We start from the raw sequence: 19,859 nt of genomic DNA, 5'->3' as shown, positions 1-19,859 counted from the left end.
GTACCGGCCATGCTGCTGACGATCGACGTAGGCAACACGCACACCGTCCTCGGCCTGTTCGACGGCGACGACATCGTCGAACACTGGCGCATCTCCACGGACGCGCGCCGTACGGCCGACGAACTGGCCGTGCTGTTGCAGGGCCTGATGGGCATGCACCCCCTGCTCGGCGACGAGCTGGGCGACGGCATCGACGGCATCGCGATCTGCGCGACCGTCCCCTCGGTGCTGCACGAACTGCGCGAGGTGACGCGCCGCTACTACGGCGACGTCCCCGCGGTCCTGGTGGAACCGGGCGTCAAGACGGGCGTACCGATTCTCACGGACAACCCCAAGGAGGTGGGCGCGGACCGCATCATCAACGCGGTGGCCGCGGTCGACCTCTACGGCGGTCCGGCGATCGTCGTCGACTTCGGTACGGCGACGACGTTCGACGCGGTCAGCGCGCGCGGGGAGTACGTCGGCGGGGTCATCGCGCCCGGCATCGAGATCTCCGTGGAAGCGCTCGGCGTCAGGGGCGCCCAGCTCCGCAAGATCGAGGTGGCCCGGCCGCGGAGCGTGATCGGCAAGAACACGGTCGAGGCGATGCAGGCGGGCATCATCTACGGCTTCGCCGGCCAGGTCGACGGCGTGGTCAACCGCATGGCCCGCGAACTGGCCGACGACCCCGACGAGGTCACGGTCATCGCGACCGGCGGCCTGGCCCCCCTGGTCCTCGGCGAATCCTCGGTCATCGACGAACACGAGCCCTGGCTCACCCTGATCGGCCTACGCCTGGTCTACGAACGCAACGTCGCCCGTATGTAGCAGGGGCCGACGTTTGCGGCCTGCCCGGCGTTGGTGCGGGCCGGGGGTGGGTCGCGCGGCCCGGCGCTGCGGGGTGCCGCTGCGCCCACCCGTGCCGCCCTGGGGGTACCTCCCAGGCCCTTAAGACACTGGGGGAGGCACGCCTGCACGCAGCTACGACGGGCCGCAGTCGCCGACGGCGGGAAGGGGACGGGTCGGGGAGTGTCCGCCTGCAGCGGCCGGCGTCAACACACGACCACCCCTGTAGCCCACCACATCGCCGGACCGAGGACGGACACCCCCCTGGCGCGGCCCCGACCCACCCACCGCGCCGTAGGCGCTACGCGAACCCCCACCCCACCCGCGCAGGCCGCCGCAGGCATACAACACAAACCCGCACTCACTCACCGGCCGTACAGGCACCTCGCACCCCACACGGCAACCCCGTGCACCCGCACCCCCGCCCGAGTGGCTCGCTCACGCCACGCCCCTCGCTTAGTGCCTCGTTTGTCTGATTAGCGCGTATCGTCGCCGCATGCCCACGCCATACGGATCCCGCGGCGGCATGGCGTTCGGCGTGGAGGAGCTGCGTGTGCTCCGCCGCGCTCTCGCCCTCGCCCTCCATCCCACCTCCGCCTCGGCCGAGGACGTCCAGGACTGCCTCCGCCTCGCCGAGTCGCTGGACGAGGCGACGCGGGAGGGGGCCAGGCTGCGCGCCTTCCTCGTGGCCGACCTCGCCCGCTACCGCGACGCCCTCCCCGGCACCGCAGCCGGCTACCTCACGCTCCTGGAGGAGGCCCTGGCCGCCGGATACCGCCCGAACCCCGACGACCTCGCCGCCCTCCGGGCCCTGCGCGGCAACCCCACCGCGGCCGCCCTCCTGTACCGCTGCCAGACCCTCGCCGAGCAGGACGTGCGCACCCGTCTCGCCGGCTGTACGGCCCCCATGCCCCGTCCGGCCACCTCCCCCGTCCCGACGCCCCGCACGGCCGTCCCCGCGTCCCGTACCCGCCTCCTGGCCCTCCCAGGGGGCCTCTCCGAGGGCCTCTCCGGGCCGCTCTCCACGGCAGCCGACCAGGAATCCGCCAAGGAACCCGAGAAGAGGCCCGAGAAGAGGCCCGAGAGGAAGCCCACCGAGAAACCGGCCCCCGCCCGTCCCGCCGCACCCAAACCCTCACCGGCCACCCCGAAGCCCACCCGTCCGATCCCCACCCCGGGCGAGGTCTTCCCCCGCCGCAAACCGACCCCACCCCCCGCCAACCCCCAGGAACAGCGACTCGCCGCAGGCTGACCCACCGAGCCCCACCCAAAGACCCCCAGCCGCGCCCTCCGACCCGGCTCCCAGCCGCGCAGCGCCCCGTGGCTACTCTGGACGCATGGACTATGTCTCCGCGCTCCTGCCCCCGGTCGTCATGGCCGTGTTCTTCATCGGCGTGATCAGGGTGATCGTGAAGACCCAGGGCGGTGCCAACAAGGCCAAGGAGGACGCGGCCGTGGACGCCGCCATCGCGCGCGCGGAGGGCGCCCGGCAGTCCTCCGCGACGTCCACGAAGACCGACGTCTGAGTCACGGGCCACAAGCCCGAGCTGTGCCGACCACGCGACGTCGAGTCCCGCCTGACCCGCACGCCCCTTTTCTCCTCATTCGTCACTGAATGTGCACGTCCGTCGCGTCAATGCCCTGATCTCCCACTATTGTGCTGAGGTGTGCCTCGCCCATTGGGAGAACTCGAAGACGCGGTCATGACGCGGGTGTGGAAGTGGAACCGCCCGGTGACCGTTCGAGAAGTCCTGGAAGATCTCCAGCAGGAACGGTCCATCGCCTACACCACGGTGATGACCGTTTTGGACAATCTCCATCAGAAGGGCTGGGTGCGCCGCGAAGCGGAAGGCCGGGCCTATCGATATGAGGCGGTCACCACCCGCGCCGCCTACGCCGCCGCCCTGATGAACGAGGCGTGGTCGCAGAGCGACAACCCCGCCGCGGCTCTCGTCGCCTTCTTCGGCATGATGAGCGACGAACAGCGTCAGGCCCTGCGGGATGCCATCCGCATCGCCCAAGGCCCGGAAACCCACGAACCCGATACGGCATCCGAAGACCCGCATACGGCAGCGCAACACCCGCATACAGTCCAGGAGAACCCCGGCTCGGCGCAGGGCGGCGGCGGGCGATAGCGTCCGCTCATGTCAGCAGAGAGCCCGGAAGCCACCGCAAAAGCCATCACCGTCCGACGGGCCCGCACCAGCGATGTCCCGGCCGTGCGCCACCTCCTTGACGCCTACGTCCGCGGCGGCATCCTGCTCGACAAAGCGACCGTCACGCTTTACGAGGACATCCAGGAGTTCTGGGTCGCGGAACGGTACGACACCCCCGAGGTGGTCGGCTGCGGCGCCCTGCACGTGATGTGGGAAGACCTCGCGGAAGTGCGCACTCTCGCCGTCAAGCCGGGACTGAAGGGCGCCGGGGTCGGCCATCAGTTGCTGGAGAAGTTGCTGGAGACCGCGCGCTGGCTCGGCGTTCGGCGCGTTTTCTGTCTGACCTTCGAAGTGGACTTCTTCGGCAAGCACGGCTTCGTGGAGATCGGTGAGACTCCGGTCGACACCGATGTGTACGCCGAGCTGCTGCGTTCCTATGACGAGGGCGTCGCGGAGTTCCTCGGACTCGAACGAGTGAAACCGAACACCTTGGGCAACAGCCGGATGCTTCTGCATCTGTGATCGACGGCCGCGGTCAAGGCCGCCCGGCAAGGTACGTCACGACATATTCCGCGCGGCGACCCCTTGCCCCGGTTCCCTATGTCCGAAACGCGCATGTTTCCGGGCGGGGCGGGCGGTCGGTCTCCGGCGAGGGTTTGTGTTTTTCCGGCAAAAGCGGTTTGCTTTCCGACGTACTGCAGTACTGCATATAACAGGGGACGGCGATACGGCGGACGCCGGACACCCCCGGTCCTCACGTTATCGATGGAAAGGAAATCCGGTGGCACAGAAGGTTCAGGTCCTTCTTGTCGACGACCTCGACGGCGGCGAGGCAGACGAGACCGTGACGTTCGCGTTGGACGGCAAGACGTACGAGATCGATCTCACGACCGCCAATGCGGACAAGCTCCGCAGCCTTCTTGAGCCTTACGTGAAGGGCGGTCGTCGAACCGGAGGCCGTGCTTCGGGCGGGCGCGGAAAGGCGCGCGCCTCTTCGGGCGGCAGCCAGGACACCGCGGCCATCCGCGCGTGGGCGAAGGAGAACGGCTACGAGGTCAACGACCGCGGCCGCGTCCCCGCGTCCATCCGCGAGGCCTACGAGAAGGCCAACGCCTGATCACGAGGCACGAGAACAGGTCCACGGCCGAACGCAGAGGCCGGCAGGACCGGCGGCCGGTCGAGCGGCCGCGTGCACGCGCACGGGCCTTCGGTCAGGAGGCCCGCGGGCGCGGGGCCCGTGGACGCCGGGCCGACGGGCAGCATGCCCGGGCGGACGGCGCCCGCCAACGGGGGGCTCACGCGCGCGAGGTCCGCGAGAGAGCCGGCGGCCGGGCGCACGCGCGCCGCAACCGGACCCGGTGACACTGTGCTGCCACCGTGTCGACCAGCCGTACGAGATCGGGGGCGACCCCACCGCCTCCCAGGGCCGACAGCGTCGGCAGCGAGGCCTCGAGCTCGCACCCCGGCTCGGGAGCTCGCAGCCACACGGCCGCCCCCTGCGCATCGCACCGGCCCACGGTCCCCACGGCGATCGGTACCGGCCGCGCGGGCAGCGGCCGTACGACGGCGGCCGGGCCGCGTCCCGGGGGCTCGGGCGCGTCCATGAGGCCGCCCGCGCCGATCACCGTGAGATCGAGCGCCAGCGCACCCCACTCCAGCCACTCCAGCAGCCCGGGCAGCTCCTCGGCGCTGCCCGCGGCCACCAGCAGCCGCATCCGGTCCCCCCGCACGGCCACCGGAGAGCCCGGCGACAGCCGCCCGAGCGCGGCAACGCCCGCCTCGGCCGGCACGTCCAGGACGTCGAAGCGCACGCCCACGCGAAGCCGTACCGGCTCCCCGGGCTCCGTCGGCCACCCCAGTTCGTTCTCGTACCAGCCCCTGACCCGATCGCTCGCGGACCCGTCGTACGGAATGCCGTCGCCCGGGTCGAGTGGCCGCCGGGGCGGGGGAAGCGGGACAGCGGTGACTGCGGGAAGGGCGCCGACCATGCCAAGTGCAACCGTCACAAGCGCACAGGTTACGCTGAGTGTTCTTGCGAACGCGCAGAGTGTCGAAAAGAGGGGGCGTGCGGGGGTGCGGCGAGGCGCAAGGTTGTTCGCCCGTAGCGGAGGGAACGGGGGCGCGCGGCATGGACTGTCAGTGCGAGCGGGTAAGACATCCCTAGTGGGAGGGGGCGACACGCAGGAAAGGCCGTCTCGCGTTCGCCATCGGCGTACTGGCGACTGGGGTAAGTGTCTGGCCTGCGGGAACATCGTCTCGCACCATCGGGTTGGAGCAGATGTCGGCGCACAGGGTCAGGAGGCCAACGATGGTGTCGGCAGTTGGAATGAGCGGTCCCCGCTTGCGGGACTAAGCTGCGGAAGGACAGGGAGGGGAAGTTCCCCCCACTGCCTGACCGCTCTGAGGAGCGATTAACGATGTTCGAGAGGTTCACCGACCGCGCGCGGCGGGTTGTCGTCCTGGCTCAGGAAGAAGCCCGGATGCTCAACCACAACTACATCGGCACTGAGCACATCCTCCTGGGCCTGATCCACGAGGGTGAGGGTGTCGCCGCAAAGGCCCTGGAGAGCCTCGGCATTTCGCTTGAGGCGGTCCGCCAGCAGGTGGAGGAGATCATCGGTCAGGGCCAGCAGGCCCCGTCGGGTCACATCCCCTTCACCCCCCGTGCCAAGAAGGTCCTGGAGCTGTCGCTCCGCGAGGCCCTTCAGCTGGGCCACAACTACATCGGCACGGAGCACATCCTGCTCGGCCTGATCCGCGAGGGCGAGGGCGTCGCCGCCCAGGTCCTGGTCAAGCTGGGCGCAGACCTCAACCGGGTGCGGCAGCAGGTCATCCAGCTGCTCTCCGGTTACCAGGGCAAGGAGACCGCCACCGCGGGCGGGCCTGCCGAGGGCACCCCCTCGACGTCCCTGGTCCTCGACCAGTTCGGCCGGAACCTCACCCAGGCCGCTCGTGAGTCCAAGCTCGACCCGGTCATCGGGCGCGAGAAGGAGATCGAGCGGGTCATGCAGGTGCTGTCCCGCCGTACGAAGAACAACCCGGTGCTGATCGGTGAGCCCGGCGTCGGCAAGACGGCCGTCGTCGAGGGCCTCGCGCAGGCCATCGTCAAGGGCGAGGTGCCCGAGACGCTCAAGGACAAGCACCTCTACACGCTGGACCTCGGCGCGCTGGTCGCCGGCTCCCGCTACCGCGGTGACTTCGAGGAGCGCCTGAAGAAGGTGCTCAAGGAGATCCGCACCCGCGGCGACATCATCCTGTTCATCGACGAGCTGCACACGCTGGTCGGTGCGGGTGCCGCCGAGGGCGCCATCGACGCGGCGAGCATCCTCAAGCCGATGCTGGCCCGCGGCGAGCTGCAGACCATCGGTGCGACCACGCTGGACGAGTACCGCAAGCACCTGGAGAAGGACGCGGCCCTGGAGCGCCGCTTCCAGCCGATCCAGGTCGCCGAGCCGTCCCTGCCGCACACGATCGAGATCCTCAAGGGCCTGCGCGACCGGTACGAGGCGCACCACCGCGTCTCCATCACGGACGAGGCACTGGTCCAGGCCGCCACGCTGGCCGACCGGTACATCTCGGACCGCTTCCTGCCGGACAAGGCGATCGACCTGATCGACGAGGCCGGCTCGAGGATGCGCATCCGCCGGATGACCGCGCCGCCGGACCTGCGCGAGTTCGACGAGAAGATCGCCGGTGTCCGCCGGGACAAGGAATCCGCGATCGACTCGCAGGACTTCGAGAAGGCCGCCTCCCTGCGCGACAAGGAGAAGCAGCTCCTGGCCGCCAAGGCCAAGCGGGAGAAGGAGTGGAAGGCCGGCGACATGGACGTCGTCGCCGAGGTCGACGGCGAGCTGATCGCCGAGGTCCTCGCCACGGCCACCGGCATCCCGGTCTTCAAGCTGACCGAGGAGGAGTCCAGCCGCCTGCTCCGCATGGAGGAGGAGCTGCACAAGCGGGTCATCGGCCAGGACGACGCCGTAAAGGCGCTGTCGAAGGCGATCCGCCGTACGCGCGCAGGGCTCAAGGACCCGAAGCGTCCGGGTGGTTCGTTCATCTTCGCCGGCCCGTCCGGTGTGGGTAAGACCGAGCTGTCCAAGGCGCTGGCCGAGTTCCTGTTCGGTGACGAGGACGCGCTGATCTCCCTCGACATGTCGGAGTTCAGCGAGAAGCACACGGTCTCGCGTCTCTTCGGTTCGCCCCCCGGCTACGTGGGCTACGAGGAGGGCGGTCAGCTGACCGAGAAGGTGCGCCGCAAGCCGTTCTCGGTCGTCCTCTTCGACGAGGTCGAGAAGGCCCACGCGGACATCTTCAACTCGCTGCTGCAGATCCTGGAGGACGGTCGCCTGACCGACTCCCAGGGCCGGGTCGTGGACTTCAAGAACACGGTCATCATCATGACGACCAACCTCGGCACCCGGGACATCTCCAAGGGCTTCAACCTGGGCTTCGCGGCCTCGGGTGACTCGAAGTCCAACTACGAGCGCATGAAGAACAAGGTGTCGGACGAGCTCAAGCAGCACTTCCGGCCCGAGTTCCTCAACCGCGTCGACGACGTGGTCGTCTTCCCGCAGCTGACCCAGGGCGACATCCTGCGGATCGTCGACCTGATGATCGGCAAGGTGGACGAGCGCCTGAAGGACCGGGACATGGGCATCGAGCTCTCCCAGTCCGCCAAGGAGCTGCTCGCGAAGAAGGGCTACGACCCCGTGCTCGGTGCGCGGCCGCTGCGCCGCACCATCCAGCGCGAGATCGAGGACTCCCTCTCCGAGAAGATCCTCTTCGGCGAGCTGCGCCCCGGCCACATCGTGGTCGTGGACACCGAGGGTGAGGGCGAGACCAAGACCTTCACCTTCCGCGGTGAGGAGAAGGCGGCCCTGCCGGACGTCCCGCCGATCGAGCAGGCGGCCGGCGGTGCCGGGCCGAACCTGAGCAAGGAGGCGTAGGCCTCACGGTCACGTGAGAGGGGCCGGTGCTTTCGAGCACCGGCCCCTTTCGCATGCGTACGGGGTTACGACAGCTTGCCGTCGTAGTCTGGCAGCTTGAACGTCTTCTCGGCGTGGCCGCCCGACAGGTCGGTGGGGCTGTTGCCGATGTTCGCGATGATCGTGTAGCCCTTGGACTCGATGGCGGCGCGCTGGGCGGTCTTGTACTCGGCCACGTCCCGGAACAGGTCGCCGAAGCTGCGCACGTGAAGCCCGGCGACCTTGTAGCCGACCTGCTTGAGGTTGTACTCGGTCGCCGAGTAGATGATGCCGGGGCGGGCGGTGACGAAGAACAGGGCGACGCCGTGGTCCTGGGCGTACTTGGCGGCCTCCAGGACCGGCTTGTTGGCCGGCGACGGATAACTGAAGCCGAAGTCGGTCTCCAGGGTGGTGTTGTCGATGTCGAAGACGATGGCCTGCTTCTCGCCCGGCCTGGTGTCGGCGATCCGCTGCTTCAGGTAGGGCAGGGCCTGGTCCATGACGGCCCGGCAGTCCTTCTGCCAGGTGTCGTAGTCGACATCGTCGGCGGCGGTCGCCGCGGTGGCCGCGGTGGTGCCGGTGGGCGTCGCCGCGTCGGCGGGTGCGGCCAGGGCGACGAGGGCGGCCGCCGAGACGGCGGTCACCGAAAGGCGGCGTGACCAGGCACGTCGGCTTCTCATGTGGGGGTCCTCTCACGTCAGTGACGCTGCCAACATGTCGTGTGCATGTTCGTGTACGAGAGTGGCGCGAGAGGAACCGTAAGGTTACCGAACATTAGTCGGCCAGAGACGTGCGTCACACAACGCTGCGCAACCGCTTGATGGTTGGGGCGACCGGGAGCGGTGCGAGGACCTCATCCGGTATGTCGGTCACGTCTGGGGCGGGGGCGACAGTGATCGTGTGCAGGCCCGGAAAACCACGTCCGCCCACTGCGTGTCCGCGGCGCCCCGCACCAGCAGCCCGAAGTCGCCGTCCTCCACCGCGGTCTTGGCGCCGAGATGGTCCTGGAAGGTGCGGTGCACGAACTCGACGGTTCCGGCGCCGGGTTCGCGCAGCAGACCGCTGCGGACGACGAGGTGGCGCAGGATCTGCCCGGCGTCCCCCTGCGCCGCTGCGGCCGGCAGCGCGGGCAGCACGTCGGCGACGATCCGCTCGGCGCGCTCGCGGTCCAGCTCGGACTGGTTGTTGCGGATCAGTCAGTACGCCAGGCAGCAGCTGGATCTGGGGGAAGTTCGGTCAGCCGGATGTCCCGGCCCCGTCGCCCTGCGGGAACATGTCCCGCTGGTCGTCCCGCCGCGCCAGCAGCATCGACAGGGCGGCGTCGTACAACTCCTGCCGGCCGTGCGGGAGATAGCCGCGCCGGTCGCGGTGCAGGGCGCAGATCAGCCCGCACATCAGCGGGTTGGTGGCGAGCCGGCCCAGGTCGGGCTTGGTCCCGACGGCGTCGAGCAGGGAGCGTTCGTAGGTGTCGAGGCGGTCCGGGTCGGGCGCGTCGCTGCGGGCGGCCGTGTGCCAGCGGGCGATGAAGGCGGCCGCGTCGGCCTGTCCCATGGGCGTGAGCGAGCTCCGTGAAGCCGTCCGGGGCCAGCCAGTCCTCCCGTGCGGCGGAGGGGCGGGAGGTCACCAGCCACTGATTGCCGGGGTAGACCTCCAGCAGCTCGCCCAGCCAGCGGCGGGTGCGCTCGCGCTCCGCTGCGGGATCTCGTCGATGCCGTCGACGAGCAGCAGCCCGCGCCGGGCGCTGAGCACCCGGTCCGCCCAGTCGGGCGGCTGGGTGGCGTGGAAGGGGACGCGTACGGCGTCCATCCAGGAAGGCGTCCGGGGCCGGGAGCCCGCCGGGGCGGCGGACGAGGGTGCGCAGCTGCAGCACGAACGGGACGCGGTCGCCGTGCTCGCCCGGGTCGCCGTGACCGCGAGCCACTGCACAGCGTGGTCTTGCCGGACTCCGCGACCCCGCGCAGCAGCACCAGGTCGTGGTCGGCCAGGGCCTGTTCGGCGGGCAGCGCGGTGGCGGCGGAGGCGAGACGTATCCCGCCCGGGCCGGTCTCCTCACCGTCCTCGTCCGGACGCGAGCCTGGTGCCGAGCACTGCCGGAGCCAACCCGTGTCCTCCCCGGTCGTCGTACGGATGCGTCTCGTACGGATGAGCTCAGCGTAGTCCACGTCACATTCCGGAGCCTTTCCCTCCGGTTGACCGGTGACATGCCGCACAGGTGATTTGTCCGTTACTAGCGGGAATAGTGGAAGACCTTATCGGGCAAAAAGGACTTTTACCCCCGGGAGTGGCAGGTAAATGGGCCATACTGGCCCGATTCGCACCGAATCGTGGCTGTGTCAAGGGTCTGGGGACTTTGGCTAGATGTACTAATTTCCGTCGTAGATCACGTTTTTGGGGGTTTGTTGGGGCGTGGGTTACCAAGGTGTGGCCCATCCGGCGACTGGCTGTGCGCCGGGTGTTTTTCTGTCCCCGTCCCCATGAGGTTTCGATGTTCCAGCGCGTCATGTCCCGTTCTTCCCGTACGTCCCCGCTTCGCGCCCGCGCCGCCGTGCTGGCCGCCGGACTCGGAGTCTCCACCGTGCTGGGAGCCGGGGTCGCGGTCGCCGCCGACACGACGGCGGCCTCCGGTGCCGCCAGTGCCGTCCATGCGCAGGCCGCGCAGGCGGCTAAGGCGAAGGCTGTCGCGAAGGCGAAGGCCGCCAAGGCGAAGAAGGCCGCCTCCTGGGTCGACCCGGTGAAGCGCTACACGCTCACCGCGCGCTTCAACCAGAACGGCGGCATGTGGCAGTCCACCCACAGCGGGCAGGACTTCGCGGTGCCGAGCGGCACCAACGTCGTCGCCACGCACGGCGGCAAGGTCGTCAAGGCCGGCGGCAACGGCGCCGGTGACGGTCCCGCGTACGGCAACGCTATCGTGATCAAGCACGGCAACGGCACGTACTCGCAGTACGCCCACCTGTCGCGGATCGACGTGCGGGTCGGCCAGATCGTCAAGACCGGTCAGCACATCGCCCGCTCCGGCAACACCGGCAACTCCAGCGGCCCGCACCTGCACTTCGAGATCCGTACGACCCCGAACTACGGCTCGGCCGTCGACCCGGTCAAGTTCCTGCGCGCCAAGGGCGTGCACCTCTGAGCCACCTCGTGGCTCTCTGCGGCAGCTCAGGGTGCCTGCCTGGTGCGCCCCGCACTCTCGTGGGCCTGCGTGACCAGGTCCGTGGCGACCTCGAGGACAGCCCTGCGCTTGTCCTCGGGGTCGCCGTCGAGGTCCTGCATGACATGCATCCCGGCGTGCAGCGTGAACATCGCGCTGAGGCAGCGGACCTGGTCCACCAGCTCGGCGTCCGGGTCGACCAGGATGTCCCGCAGGCCGAGCATGCGGTTCTTGAACATCTCGCCGATGCGCAGCTCCCGCACCGTGGCCTGGTTCTCCTGCATGAACCGGAACAGCGGGGACGCGCCCTTCAGGGTCTCGCTGTAGCGGCGCACGATCTCCTGCTTCGTCTCCAGGGTGTGCGGCTGCTGCCTACCCCACTCGATCAGCTCCGCTATGGGCCGGGTCAGGTCCTCGAAGACGCTGACCAGGATCTCTTCCTTGGTCCTGAAGTGGTAGTAGAGCGCCGCCTTGGTGACCTCGAGGCGCTCGGAGATCTCGCGCAGGGATGTCTTCTCGTAGCCCTGCTCGGCGAAGAGGTCGAGGGCCACGTCCTGGATGCGCTGGCGGGTGTCCCCGCGGCGCCGCTGCCTGGTGCCGTCCATGGTGCCGCCCATCCTTGTACTCATCGCGCTTTCCGAAAAACTTACTTGACGCCCGGCTAGTTAGAAGTCTACGTTCTCACGGTACAGAACTAGCCGGGCGGCAAGTAAGTGTCCCGGGAGTGGGGGAGTGGGAGCGATGGCGGACATGCAGACGGCCGAAGCCGAAGCCGAAGCGGAGGCGGGCAAACGGCCCAGGAGTGTGCGGGTCGTCCTGCTCGCGCTGATGATCGCGATGATGCTCGCGATGCTCGACAACATGATCATCGGTACGGCGATGCCGACGATCGTGGGCGAGCTGGGCGGCCTGGAGCACCTGTCGTGGGTGGTGACCGCCTACACGCTCGCGACTGCCGCGGCGACCCCCGTCTGGGGCAAGCTCGGTGACATGTACGGCCGCAAGGGCACGTTCATGACGTCGATCGTGCTCTTCCTCGCCGGCTCCGCGCTCAGCGGCATGGCCCAGGACATGGGGCAGCTCATCGGCTTCCGCGCGATCCAGGGTCTGGGCGCCGGCGGTCTCATGGTCGGCGTCATGGCGATCATCGGTGATCTGATCCCGCCGCGGGAGCGCGGCAAGTACACGGGCATGATGGCCGGGGTGATGGCGATCGCGATGATCGCCGGTCCGCTGGTCGGCGGCACCATCACCGACAACTTGGGCTGGCGCTGGGCCTTCTACATCAACCTGCCGCTCGGCGCGGTCGCGCTGGCCGCCGTCGGCGCCGTACTGCACCTGCCGAAGAAGCGGGCCAAGGCGGGCATCGACTACCCCGGCGTCGTCCTGCTGACCCTCGGCGTCACCGCGATCGTGCTGGTGACCACCTGGGGCGGCACGGAGTACGCCTGGACCTCCGCGCGGATCATGGAGCTGATCGGTATCGGTGTCGCCTCGCTGGTCGGGTTCGTGTTCTGGCAGACCCGGGCCACCGAGCCTGTCCTGCCGCTGCACATCTTCCGCAGCCGGAACTTCACGCTGATGTCCGTGATCGGCTTCATCGTCGGCTTCGTGATGTTCGGCGCCACGCTCTTCCTGCCGCTGTACCAGCAGTCCGTGCAGGGCGCGTCCGCGACCAACTCCGGGCTGCTGCTCCTGCCGATGCTCGGCGCGATGCTCGTCACCTCGGTGATCTCCGGACGGTTGATCACGAGCACCGGCCGGTACAAGATCTTCCCGATCCTCGGTGGTGCGCTGATGATCGTGGGGCTGTACCTGCTGTCGACGATGGACACCGGGACGAGCCGACTCACGTCCGGCGTGTTCATGGCCGTGCTCGGCCTCGGCATGGGCTGCCTGATGCAGATCACCCTGCTGGTCGCGCAGAACAGCGTGGAGATGAAGGACATGGGCGTGGCGTCCTCGTCCGCCACTCTCTTCCGCACGCTCGGGGCCTCCTTCGGCGTCGCGATCATGGGCGCCCTGTTCAACAACCGGGTCCAGGACGTCATGGCCGAGCGGGCCGGTGCGCTGGGCTCCAAGGTGACCGAGCAGTCCGCGCAGCTGGACGCGGCGAGCCTGGCGAAGCTGCCGGCGGCGGCGCGGGAGGCGTACCAGCACGCGGTGTCGGCGGGGTCGCACGGGGCGTTCCTGCTGGGCGCCGTGGTCACGGTGATCGCGCTGGCGGCGGCCGTGTTCGTGAAGGAGGTCCCGCTGAAGGGGGCGGGGCCGAAGACGGACGACACGACGGACGGTACGGCGGCGCAGGCGCCGGTGGCCGAGGCGGTCTGACCCCAGCGGACCCCCGTTGTCAGTGCGGTCCTTGCGCGATGCCCACGCGAACCCGGGCGGGCATAGCGCAAGGACCCCTGAGCCGCCGCCGCGTCACTACGGCAGCATCGGATAACTCCCCGTGTTCGTCGGCGCGTGCTCCGGCAGCCACAGCACCGCGACCGCGCCCTCGGCCGGTATGTGCTCCGGCGCGCCCATCGGCCGTACGTTGCGGAAGGTCAGCCGGGCGCCCAGCACCCGGGCCTGACCGGCCGCGATGGTCAGCCCGAGGCCGTGGCCCGCGCCGGAGCGGTCGCTGCGGCCGGTGCGGAAACGGCTCGGGCCGTCCGCGAGCAGGTCCTCCGGGAAGCCGGGCCCGTGGTCGCGGACCCGGATGACCCGGCCCTCGACGGTGACCTCGATGGGCGGCTTGCCGTGCCGCGCGGCGTTGGCGAGCAGGTTGAACAGCACCCGCTCCAGGCGCCGCGGGTCGGTCGTGACCTCCGACTCGTGCACCACGCGCACCTCGATGTCCGGGTCCTTGGCGGCCACCCGCCGGGCGACGAACTCGCCCAGCATGATGTCCTGCAGCTCGGCCCGCTCCGAGGCGCCGTCCAGCCTGGCCACCTCCAGCACGTCCTCGACCAGCGTGCGCATGGCCTTCGCCCGGTCCAGCACCAGCTCCGTAGGGCGGCCCGGCGGCAGCAGCTCGGCGGCCGTCAGCAGCCCGGTCACCGGAGTGCGCAGCTCGTGCGCGATGTCGGCGGTGACCCGGCGCTCGGCCTCCAGGCGCTGCTGGAGCGTGTCCGCCATCGCGTCCACGGCGCGGGCCAGGTCGTCGGTCTCGTCCTGGACGAGCCCGCCGATGGCGTCCCGCACCCGCACGTCCGCCTTGCCGCCCGCGACCTCGTGAGCCGCGGCGGCGGCCTTGCGCAGCCGGCGCGACAGCTGCCCGCCGATGAGCACGCCGAGCGCGCTGCCGCCGAGAACGACCGCGATCGAGCCGATCACCAGGGCCTGGTCGAGGTCCTTGAGGATGTCCGAACTGCGGTCGGTGAACCCGGAGTGCAGGGACATCACGTGCCCGTTCTTCAGCGGCACGGCGGCCCATATGTCCGGCGCCCGGTCCGGCCGGTCGGCCACGTACGTCGCCCGCCGGCCCTCCTCCACCTTGTCCCGCAGCGCCGCCGGCAGGTCCGGGTCGTCGAGTTTGGTGTTCGGGAAGTTCAGCCGCCCGGACAGCTCGTAGTTGCGCTGGGCGATCATGATGCGCTCGTCGGCGAGATCGCGCGCGTTGTCCAGCATCGACACCCGTGCCGCGTTGTGCACGACCAGGCTCAGCACGATCGCCACCAGCGCGCCGACCAGCGCGATCGCCGCGCTCAGCTTCCACTTCAGGCCCGTACGGATGCTCGCGCGCCCCGGGTGCGTGGCGGCCAGGCGCCGAAAGTACCCCCGCATACCGCTGCTCAGGCCTTCAACTTGTAGCCGAAGCCGCGGACCGTCTCGATCCGGTCCTGGCCGATCTTCTGCCGCAGCCGCTGCACATGGACGTCGACCACGCGGGTGTCCCCGCCCCAGCCGTAGTCCCAGACCCGTTCGAGCAGCTTGTCGCGGGACAGCACCGTGCCCGGCGCGGAGGAGAACTCCAGCAGCAGCCGCATCTCGGTCGGCGTGAGCGCCACCGGCTGCCCGGCCCGGCGCACCTCCATGCCCTCGGTGTCGACCTCCAGGTCGCCGAAGGCCAGCACTCCCGCGGTGGCCGAGGTATCGCGCTCCTCCGCCTGCGCGCCGCCCGCGTGCCCGAACCGGCGCAGCACCGCGCGGATCCGGGCGACCAGCACGGCACCGTCGAACGGCTTGGTCACATAGTCGTCGGCGCCCGCCTCCAGGCCCAGGACCACGTCGATGGAGTCCGCGCGCGCCGACAGCATGATCACCGGCACGGTGGACTCGTCGCGGATCCGGCGGCACAGGCTGACGCCGTCGAGGCCGGGGACCATCACGTCCAGCAGCGCGATGTGGGGGCGGTTCGCCCGGAACGCCTCCAGTCCCGACAGTCCGTCGGGCATGGCGGTGACCACGAAGCCGTCCCGCTCCAGCGCGAGCTGGGTGGCCTCGCGGATGACGTCGTCGTCCTCGACGAACAGGACATGGGTCTGCTCTGCCATCCGGGTGCTCTCAGTTCTCGTAGCGTGCCATCGACAACATGCCTTCGAATGTCTTCTGTCCGCGAGGCGGTGCGCGATCCGCGGCGTCAGCCGGACGGGACCGGCGACGGGGCGTCGGCGACCTTGCCGTAGTCGTTGTGCGTGCGGTACTTCTCGGTGAACCTGCCCGAGGTCCAGCGGTACGTGATCACGTTCTCGCCGGACGGACTCGACACCGGGTCGCCCTTCTCGTACACCTGCTTGGTCACCACGAGGTCGCCGCGATCTATCTCGGCATAGACCGGAGGCTCCTCGGCCTTGAACACATTCTCGTACCTCCCGCGCTCCTCGCGATACACGTACGAACCGACTCCCACCGCGTCGCCACAGGTCAGCACGTTGACCACGACGTCGTCGTCCGGACCGCCGGTGAGGTTGCCGTACGACACGTCGACGGGGTACTCGTCGGCGACGCACGGCTTCAGCTCATGCTTGACCTCCGCGGAGACCGAGGGGTCGTCCTTGACGAGCTTGACCGCGTTCACGCCGTCCGGCGTCCTGGACGGGCTCGCGGCCGGCGAGGCGGCGGCACCCGCCGCCGAGTCGGAGTGCGCCGGGCCCTCGTCACGGGCACCGGTGCCGCCGGCCCCGCAGGAGGCGAGGAAAAGGCCGAGGGCGGCGAACCCGGCCGCCGCCGTGATCGCCGCCTGGAGGGGCTCCCGGTTCCGATCGGATCGATCGGACTCCCCGCCGGTCAGGCCGCGCACCGCTCCCGCTCCTCACGCTCCAGCGCGCGTGCGTCCAGATCGCGGGCCTCCAGCTCCTCCCGGAGCCGGGCGAGCGCCCGGTGCAGCGTGCTCTTGACCGTGCCCGTCGACATGCCGAGGGCGGCGGCCGTCTCCTCCGTGGACATCTGCTCCCAGTGTCGCAGCACGACCACGCTGCGCTGTTTCGGGGCGAGCACCTTCATCACGTCCATCAGCAGGGCGCGGTCCGCGTGCTGCTCGGTGGCGTCGTCCACGCAGGCGTCCGGGAGCTGCTCGGTCGGCACCTCCTCCAGCTTGCGGGCCCGCCACCACTCGGTGCGCGTGTTGATCATCACCCGGCGCAGGTAGGCGTCCGCCAGCCGCTTGTCCGCGATGCCGTCCCAGCGGCCGTACGTCCGGGCCAGCGCCGTCTGGAGCAGGTCCTGGGCGTCGACGGGGTCCGGGACCAGCCGACGCGCGCTGCGCAGCAGCGCATCCTGCCGGGTGCGGACGTACTCCTCGAACTCGAGCACCTCGCCCTGCGCCATGGTGACCGCCTCCTGATCCCCGTTCCGGCGGTTCGTACCGCCGGTCCCACTGCCTGTGTCCGTTGTCGTCCCGTGCCTTGCCGGGCATGGGAAAGAAGTTACGGACGGGTTGTCACGGCGCGGTGCGAAGCAGCCTGCGGGAAGCGCTCGGCTGTCCGTCGGTTGTGTAACAGCCGTAGGAGCGGGGTAAAGGAGGAGGCTCTTTGATGCCGCTATGGGTGATTTGGCAGGTGGGGGCGGCTGTCAGACGGCTGTGACACAGCCTGTGCGCCTGTGATCTGCCTGTACGTCGGGTCGGCCGGCTGACCTCATGTCAGGGGCAGCCGGTACAGCCCGCCCGGCAGCGGTTCCACCAAACCGTCCGCGACCAGGCCGTCCAGGGCTCGCGCCCGCTGCACCGGCTCGTGCCACACGCGGTCCAGGGCCGCCTGCGGGACCGGCGCGTGGGCCTCGCGCAGGACGGCGAGCAGCCGCCCGCGCACCTGGCGGTCGGTACCGGCGTACGTCTGGCCGCGGCGCGGCGGACCCGCGTGCTCCGGCTTGCCCGCCAGCCGCCAGGCGCACTGCGCGGCGATCGGGCAGCGCTGGCAGGACTCGTTCTTCGCCGTGCACACCAGCGCGCCCAGCTCCATCGAGGCGGCGGCCCAGCGGGCGGCGGTCCGCTCGTCCTCCGGCAGCAGCGCGCGGGCCAGCCTGCGCTCGGCGGCGGTGGTGGCGTTCGGCGGGTACTGCACGCCGGTGACCGCGCGCGCGAAGACCCGGCGGACGTTGGTGTCCAGCACGGGGTGCCGCTGGCCGTAGGCGAAGGAGGCGACCGCGGCGGCCGTGTACTCGCCGATACCGGGCAGGGCGAGCAGTTGGGCGTGGTCGGACGGTACGTCGCCGCCGTGCCGTTCCGTTATGGCGACGGCGGCGCCGTGCAGGCGCAGCGCGCGGCGCGGGTAGCCGAGCCGGCCCCAGGCGCGGACGGCCTCGCCGGGGGCCTCCTTGGCGAGGTCGGCGGGGCGCGGCCAGCGGGCCAGCCACTGTTCGTAGACGGGCAGGACGCGGTTGACCGGCGTCTGCTGGAGCATGAACTCGCTGATCATCACGCCCCACGCGCCGGCGTCCGGGCTCCGCCACGGCAGGTTGCGGGCGTTGGCGTCGAACCAGGTGATGACGGGGCCGTGCAGCGGCCGACCGACGGGGGGTTCCTCGGACCGGGGGGCGGTGACGGTGCTGTGCGGGGGCTTTGTGGGCGCAGTCATGGCGCTACCGATCCTGCCATGGGTCGGGGGGCCGACCGGGTACGTGGGGCCGCGTTTTCGGGTGCGGGTTGTTCGGGGGTTGCTGTCCTGGGGGCTGCGCCCCCAGACCCCCATCGGCCTCGCGGCCTCGCCCTCGAACGCCGGACGGGCTGGGATTTCACCGGCCGGCACCGAGAAGGTGCGCTACCTGACGATCGGCAGCAGTGCCGCCCCGTCGGCTGCTTGTAGCGTCGGCGGGATGGAAGGTCGTCTTCTCCGGCTCGGCCCGCTCGGCAGGGGCGCCCTCGGCTGGGCGGGCCTCGCAGTGCCGGCTTCGTGGCCGACCGGATCGGGCTGAACGAGCCGCGGCCCCGCTGGCAGTCGCCGTGCGGCGGGCAGGCCATGAGGGACGGGGCCGCGTCGACGACCGCCCGGTACGGACGCTCCTCCGCGACACCGGACTTGAGCAGCTCGCCGCACACGTACGCCACAGTCGTGGCCAAAGGTGCAAGGGCCGCGATCGCGAATGCGCGGGGTTATGGCGGCGCGCTCGCCACCAGGCGGCGACGAACAGCGCCGTGAACAGCAGCAGTCCGGCCTCCGTCCATGTCTCGGCCGCGTGCTGTACCCACGTTGGGGTGTCATGGGCGAAGCCGGTGATGTCGCGGTAGAGCTCGGTGTCCTCGAAGTCCATGTTCACGGACCGTAGGCGGCCGACTGCTGCCGTCACATCCTGCGATCGTCCGGTGCCGCACCTGACGAAAGGCGGGGGTGACAGGTGGGTTTCCGGGATGATGATCCGGAAAAGTTGTGGTTCTGCGCGGCGGGTGGGGCCAGTGAACGCGCCGATCTCTCGTAAGGTTTGCGCCGTGGGATCTCTGCGCAATCCGGTCGGGCCGCTTCCCTCCTCCATCTACTGGCGACGGAGGGCCGTACTGCTGTCTGTGATCGCCCTGTTGGCGCTGCTGATCACATGGATCGTCACGTCGGGCGGCGGCGACAGGAACGAACGGCAGGACGGTGCCAACGGCCGGAATCCCACGGCCTCGATCACTCCCGGTCCGTCGAGTTCGGGACCGGCGATCAGTCAGGCGCCGGGCGGACGGGATGAGTCGGGGAACGGTTCGGGTTCCGGCGGGTCGTCGTCGGGTGCTGGTGGCGGATCCGGGGCTGGATCCGGGGATGGTGCCGGGGTTGGTGCCGGGGCCGGTGGTGCGGGTGGTTCCGCGGGTGGCGGCTCCGAGGGCGGTGCGGCGGGTGGTGTCGGCGCGGGGGACACGTTGCCGGCCGGGTCCACGCTGCCCAACTGCACAGCCAGCGTGGTGAAGTTCAGCCTGCGCAGTGTGCGGAACACGTACCACCCCGAGCAGACGCCGACCTTCCAGCTGACCGCGCGGAACACCTCGGCCAGCGACTGCAAGGTCGATCTCGGGCCGAAGAACGCGGTGCTGACGATCACGCCGGCGAGCGGTGACGACGCGTACTGGTCGTCGGCGGACTGTCCCCGGGCGGCGGCGAGTCAGTGGTTCCGGGTGCCCGGCGGTAGCGGGATCACGTACACCGTGAAGTGGGACCGCCGGCCGAGCGCTCCCCAGTGCGAGACGCCTCCGGCGGGGTCCGCCGGGGCGGGGACGTATCTGGTGGAGGCGAAGGCTCCGGGCTTTGCGAAGGTGCAGACGTCGTTCGTGCTGGATGCGGATTAGCTGGCGCCGGTTTGCCGGTGACCGTCGGCTGGTGTGGGCCGGGGGCTGGGTGCGCAGCCCGGCGCTTACGGGGTGCCAGGGCG

The 19,859-nt window shown here is 70.1% G+C and carries 21 protein-coding genes and 1 pseudogene; 10 read left to right on the top strand and 12 right to left on the bottom strand.

The features are described from left to right. The first annotated feature begins 9 nt into the window (after positions 1–9). The 6 genes from H8R17_RS17920 to H8R17_RS17895 all read left to right on the top strand — a co-directional run bounded on the left by H8R17_RS17920 (position 10) and on the right by H8R17_RS17895 (position 4,098). Positions 10–807, top strand: coding sequence for a type III pantothenate kinase (locus tag H8R17_RS17920; protein WP_187824208.1), 798 nt, complete (start codon positions 10–12; stop codon positions 805–807). A gap of 544 nt (positions 808–1,351) precedes the next feature. Beyond that, entirely contained in the window at positions 1,352–2,077 is a 726-nt protein-coding gene (locus H8R17_RS45720) for a hypothetical protein (protein ID WP_262505324.1), read from the top strand. Positions 2,078–2,162: 85 nt separating this feature from the next. Beyond that, the gene (locus H8R17_RS17910) at positions 2,163–2,351 is read left to right on the top strand and encodes a hypothetical protein (protein WP_187824272.1); all 189 of its coding nucleotides are present in this window, start codon (positions 2,163–2,165) and stop codon (positions 2,349–2,351) included. A 177-nt stretch (positions 2,352–2,528) separates the two neighbouring features. Further along, the gene (locus tag H8R17_RS17905; protein ID WP_399476893.1) at positions 2,529–2,960 is read left to right on the top strand and encodes a BlaI/MecI/CopY family transcriptional regulator; all 432 of its coding nucleotides are present in this window, start codon (positions 2,529–2,531) and stop codon (positions 2,958–2,960) included. Positions 2,961–2,969: 9 nt separating this feature from the next. Continuing rightward, positions 2,970–3,503, top strand: a complete 534-nt coding sequence (locus tag H8R17_RS17900; protein WP_187824206.1) for an amino-acid N-acetyltransferase — start codon at positions 2,970–2,972, stop codon at positions 3,501–3,503. Between the two features lie 259 nt (positions 3,504–3,762). Further along, positions 3,763–4,098 (top strand): Lsr2 family protein, encoded by a 336-nt coding sequence (locus H8R17_RS17895; RefSeq protein WP_187824205.1) that lies wholly within the window; start codon positions 3,763–3,765, stop codon positions 4,096–4,098. Positions 4,099–4,276: 178 nt separating this feature from the next. Here the strand turns inward: H8R17_RS17895 and H8R17_RS17890 are convergent, their stop codons facing one another. Continuing rightward, positions 4,277–4,969 carry an SCO3374 family protein gene (locus tag H8R17_RS17890; RefSeq protein WP_187824271.1) on the bottom strand — a complete coding sequence of 231 codons (693 nt, stop codon included), beginning with the start codon at positions 4,967–4,969 and terminating at the stop codon, positions 4,277–4,279. A gap of 429 nt (positions 4,970–5,398) precedes the next feature. Here H8R17_RS17890 and H8R17_RS17885 point away from each other — a divergent pair, with 429 nt between their 5' ends. Next, positions 5,399–7,924 carry an ATP-dependent Clp protease ATP-binding subunit gene (locus tag H8R17_RS17885; protein ID WP_187824204.1) on the top strand — a complete coding sequence of 842 codons (2,526 nt, stop codon included), beginning with the start codon at positions 5,399–5,401 and terminating at the stop codon, positions 7,922–7,924. Between the two features lie 65 nt (positions 7,925–7,989). Here the strand turns inward: H8R17_RS17885 and H8R17_RS17880 are convergent, their stop codons facing one another. The 4 genes from H8R17_RS17880 to H8R17_RS49265 form a co-directional block, all read right to left on the bottom strand. Then, the gene (locus H8R17_RS17880; protein ID WP_187824203.1) at positions 7,990–8,622 is read right to left on the bottom strand and encodes an HAD family acid phosphatase; all 633 of its coding nucleotides are present in this window, start codon (positions 8,620–8,622) and stop codon (positions 7,990–7,992) included. Positions 8,623–8,811: 189 nt separating this feature from the next. Further along, on the bottom strand, positions 8,812–9,078 hold the full coding sequence (locus H8R17_RS49275; RefSeq protein WP_399476872.1) for a hypothetical protein: 267 nt from the start codon (positions 9,076–9,078) through the stop codon (positions 8,812–8,814). A 100-nt stretch (positions 9,079–9,178) separates the two neighbouring features. Next, a complete protein-coding gene (locus tag H8R17_RS49270; RefSeq protein WP_399476870.1) occupies positions 9,179–9,493 on the bottom strand; it encodes a hypothetical protein in 315 nt (104 codons plus the stop codon). Between the two features lie 69 nt (positions 9,494–9,562). Continuing rightward, a complete protein-coding gene (locus tag H8R17_RS49265) occupies positions 9,563–9,748 on the bottom strand; it encodes a hypothetical protein (RefSeq protein ID WP_399476869.1) in 186 nt (61 codons plus the stop codon). 679 nt (positions 9,749–10,427) lie between these two features. Here H8R17_RS49265 and H8R17_RS17870 point away from each other — a divergent pair. Further along, complete coding sequence (locus H8R17_RS17870; RefSeq protein ID WP_187824202.1) at positions 10,428–11,075, top strand: M23 family metallopeptidase; 648 nt, start codon at positions 10,428–10,430, stop codon at positions 11,073–11,075. Between the two features lie 26 nt (positions 11,076–11,101). On the opposite strand, the gene H8R17_RS17865 is transcribed toward H8R17_RS17870, so the two are convergent. Next, complete coding sequence (locus H8R17_RS17865; RefSeq protein ID WP_187824270.1) at positions 11,102–11,710, bottom strand: TetR/AcrR family transcriptional regulator; 609 nt, start codon at positions 11,708–11,710, stop codon at positions 11,102–11,104. Positions 11,711–11,834: 124 nt separating this feature from the next. Here H8R17_RS17865 and H8R17_RS17860 point away from each other — a divergent pair, with 124 nt between their 5' ends. After that, on the top strand, positions 11,835–13,424 hold the full coding sequence (locus tag H8R17_RS17860; RefSeq protein WP_187824201.1) for an MDR family MFS transporter: 1,590 nt from the start codon (positions 11,835–11,837) through the stop codon (positions 13,422–13,424). A gap of 96 nt (positions 13,425–13,520) precedes the next feature. Here the strand turns inward: H8R17_RS17860 and cseC are convergent, their stop codons facing one another. The 6 genes and pseudogenes from cseC to H8R17_RS46885 all read right to left on the bottom strand — a co-directional run. Then, positions 13,521–14,864 carry a two-component system sensor histidine kinase CseC gene (gene cseC / locus H8R17_RS17855; protein WP_187824200.1) on the bottom strand — a complete coding sequence of 448 codons (1,344 nt, stop codon included), beginning with the start codon at positions 14,862–14,864 and terminating at the stop codon, positions 13,521–13,523. Positions 14,865–14,872: 8 nt separating this feature from the next. Then, positions 14,873–15,574: a two-component system response regulator CseB gene (cseB, locus tag H8R17_RS17850; RefSeq protein WP_187824199.1), complete on the bottom strand. Its 702-nt coding sequence runs from the start codon at positions 15,572–15,574 to the stop codon at positions 14,873–14,875. An 86-nt stretch (positions 15,575–15,660) separates the two neighbouring features. Beyond that, a complete protein-coding gene (locus H8R17_RS17845) occupies positions 15,661–16,320 on the bottom strand; it encodes a hypothetical protein (RefSeq protein WP_187824198.1) in 660 nt (219 codons plus the stop codon). After that, a complete protein-coding gene (locus H8R17_RS17840; RefSeq protein ID WP_187824197.1) occupies positions 16,308–16,847 on the bottom strand; it encodes a SigE family RNA polymerase sigma factor in 540 nt (179 codons plus the stop codon). Before H8R17_RS17840 ends, H8R17_RS17845 begins: the two co-directional genes overlap by 13 nt. A 308-nt stretch (positions 16,848–17,155) precedes the next feature. Further along, the gene (locus H8R17_RS17835; RefSeq protein WP_187824196.1) at positions 17,156–18,094 is read right to left on the bottom strand and encodes an A/G-specific adenine glycosylase; all 939 of its coding nucleotides are present in this window, start codon (positions 18,092–18,094) and stop codon (positions 17,156–17,158) included. Between the two features lie 359 nt (positions 18,095–18,453). Beyond that, positions 18,454–18,767 (bottom strand): annotated as a pseudogene (locus H8R17_RS46885) (hypothetical protein); the annotation flags it as partial. A gap of 175 nt (positions 18,768–18,942) precedes the next feature. Between H8R17_RS46885 and H8R17_RS17830 the strand changes: the two are divergent. Next, positions 18,943–19,776 carry a hypothetical protein gene (locus H8R17_RS17830; RefSeq protein WP_187824195.1) on the top strand — a complete coding sequence of 278 codons (834 nt, stop codon included), beginning with the start codon at positions 18,943–18,945 and terminating at the stop codon, positions 19,774–19,776. Positions 19,777–19,859: the final 83 nt, after the last annotated feature.

Origin of the sequence: Streptomyces sp. TRM68367, assembly GCF_014495685.1 — a bacterium.
Lineage (GTDB): Bacteria > Actinomycetota > Actinomycetes > Streptomycetales > Streptomycetaceae > Streptomyces.
Note: the sequence above shows the minus strand (reverse complement) of the source record. Positions and strands in the feature narration are given on the sequence as shown.